The sequence below is a fragment of the Parabacteroides sp. Marseille-P3160 genome (assembly GCF_900162725.1).
In the GTDB taxonomy this organism is placed as follows: Bacteria; Bacteroidota; Bacteroidia; order Bacteroidales; family Tannerellaceae; genus Marseille-P3160.
Genome location: NZ_LT799418.1, coordinates 4,490,914 through 4,493,049, shown reverse-complemented (window position 1 = coordinate 4,493,049; position 2,136 = coordinate 4,490,914). Strand labels below are relative to the sequence as shown.

The window sequence follows — 2,136 nt, the reverse complement described above, 5'->3', positions numbered from 1 at the left end:
AGAGGCCCGAGTGTGCAGGAGTGCATCACAAGGAATCGTAAGCGAAGCAATTCAGGTGGTTATAGCATCAGGGATCCACCTCTTCCCATTCCGAACAGAGAAGTTAAGCCTGATCGCGCCGATGGTACTGCGTCATAAGTGGGAGAGTAGGTCGCCGCCGTTTTTTGAAGACCGGGGAAGTTCACCCTCCGCAAGGAGCAAGAACTTCTCCGGTCTTTTTTGTGTTAAGGAGGGATTTGAAATTTATATCGTTTGTCATAGATAGAGGTCTTTTTTAAAGATATAATCTTCCATTAGGAAGCCTTTCCCTATGTCGATATTTTCTTCTCCGATAATCCTAAACCCGAGATGGGTATAGAAGTTCAGCGCTTTATTCATACGATTCATATTCAAAAGAATGGCTGTATCATTATTCTTTTTTGCTTCTTCGGCTACCTTATCTATTAATATTCGGCCTATACTCCGGCCATGGTACTCGGGTAATACATAGAGTTTGTGGATTTTTGTTTCGGGTCTTTCCTTATAATGAAGTTCATAGGACACGTATCCCTGAAAAACCGCAGAATCCTCTTCCTTAGCCAGAAGAAAGCGATGCTCTAATTGAAGCATCTGTTCTTTCAGGGCTGAAGCGCTATACATCCAATCGAGCATATATTCGCTTTGCTCCTCCGTTAATATGTTTAGATAAGCTTCAGGCCATGTTTTATAAGCGATCTCTCTGATAACGGGTATATGTTCTTCCTGAGCGGCTATTATTTTCATAGTATTATTGTTTGGGTTTAAAAATACGAAAAATGATTTGTTATTTGATTTGAAGGAAAACTTTTCTTTATAATATTGTTCTTGTTTAGCCGTTCTAAAAGAATATTGTATTTTTATCGACATGAATAGCATTTATGACTCCCGTCAATTACTGAAATATATCTTTATTGTCGTTGCAATGGTTATTGCGATCGGCTCTTTGGTTGTTTCCGACCGCCTGATCAAACAATTGGCGCAGGAAGAGCGCCAACGTATGGAAATATGGGCGGAAGCAACCCGTACGATTGCGAGCGAGACTTCTTCTACGGATATGACCCTTGTTCTGAAAATTATAGAAAGTAATACGACGATTCCGGTCATGCTTTGTAATGAGGAGAATGAAATCCTGACCCATAAGAATATGGAAATCCCCGAGCAAAGCAATGAAGAGGCTTTTCTTGCTGCGAAATTGAAGGAGTTGAAAATGAAAAATCCTCCGATTATTAATGATTTGCAAGACGGGACGGTGCAATATGTTTATTATGACGATTCGATTCTATTGAAACGTCTATTGATCTACCCTTATATCCAACTGTCCGTCGTGTTTGTTTTTATTCTCATCGCTTTCCTGGCATTGGCCAGTACGAAAAAAGCGGAACAGAATAAAGTATGGATCGGATTATCGAAGGAGACAGCCCATCAATTGGGTACCCCTATCTCATCGCTGATCGCCTGGATTGAATATTTAAAGACAAAAGAATTGGATGCCTCCTACTTGAGTGAGATGGAGAAAGATGTGGCAAGGCTCCAAACGATAGCCGAGCGTTTTTCGAAAATCGGTTCCAATCCGGATCCGGTGCCCTTGGATCTGAACCAATCGATCCGGCAGGCATGGGAGTATATGGAGAAACGTATTTCCCATAAGATAAAAGTAAATCTCAACTTACCATCCCAACCCGTGCTTGTCCTGATGAACGATTCTCTTTTTGCCTGGGTGATAGAGAACCTGACAAAAAATGCGGTAGACGCTATGGAGGGGCGGGGTGAGATAACCTTTCAGGTAGAAATACGGGAAAAGAAAGTCCGGATTGATGTAAGCGATACCGGCAAAGGATTACCCAAGTCCAAATTCAAGACTATTTTCCATCCGGGTTATACGACAAAAGCGCGAGGTTGGGGGTTAGGCCTTTCCCTTGTGAAAAGGATTATAGAATCTTATCCCGGAGGCCGGATTTTTGTAAAAAGTTCCGAAATAGGCAAAGGCACGACTTTCCGCATCGAGTTCCGGAAGTATAAAGAGTGATTATTTAAGACAGACTCTTTCTTAGGTTACCTATTTATAGCATTTTATTTGTCCGTATTTCGGAAGTCCCTTTCTGATTCATCCCTTTTTGT

Annotated in this window: 2 protein-coding genes and 1 rRNA gene; 2 read left to right on the top strand and 1 reads right to left on the bottom strand. The window is 41.6% G+C overall.

Annotated elements, in window-relative coordinates:
- The first annotated feature begins 51 nt into the window (after positions 1-51).
- Positions 52-163, top strand: a 5S ribosomal RNA gene (rrf, locus tag BQ8014_RS20165).
- A gap of 92 nt (positions 164-255) precedes the next feature.
- Here rrf and BQ8014_RS20160 read toward each other — a convergent pair.
- Positions 256-762 carry a GNAT family N-acetyltransferase gene (locus BQ8014_RS20160; protein WP_080906049.1) on the bottom strand — a complete coding sequence of 169 codons (507 nt, stop codon included), beginning with the start codon at positions 760-762 and terminating at the stop codon, positions 256-258.
- A gap of 121 nt (positions 763-883) precedes the next feature.
- On the opposite strand from BQ8014_RS20160, the gene BQ8014_RS20155 reads away from it, so the two are divergent.
- Entirely contained in the window at positions 884-2,044 is a 1,161-nt protein-coding gene (locus tag BQ8014_RS20155; RefSeq protein WP_080905552.1) for a sensor histidine kinase, read from the top strand.
- Positions 2,045-2,136 lie beyond the last annotated feature (92 nt).

Coding starts and splice junctions, on each gene's coding strand:
- BQ8014_RS20160 (WP_080906049.1), bottom strand. CDS start 762: ATGAAAATAATAGCCGCTCAGGAAGAACATATACCCGTTATCAGAGAG.
- BQ8014_RS20155 (WP_080905552.1), top strand. CDS start 884: ATGAATAGCATTTATGACTCCCGTCAATTACTGAAATATATCTTTATT.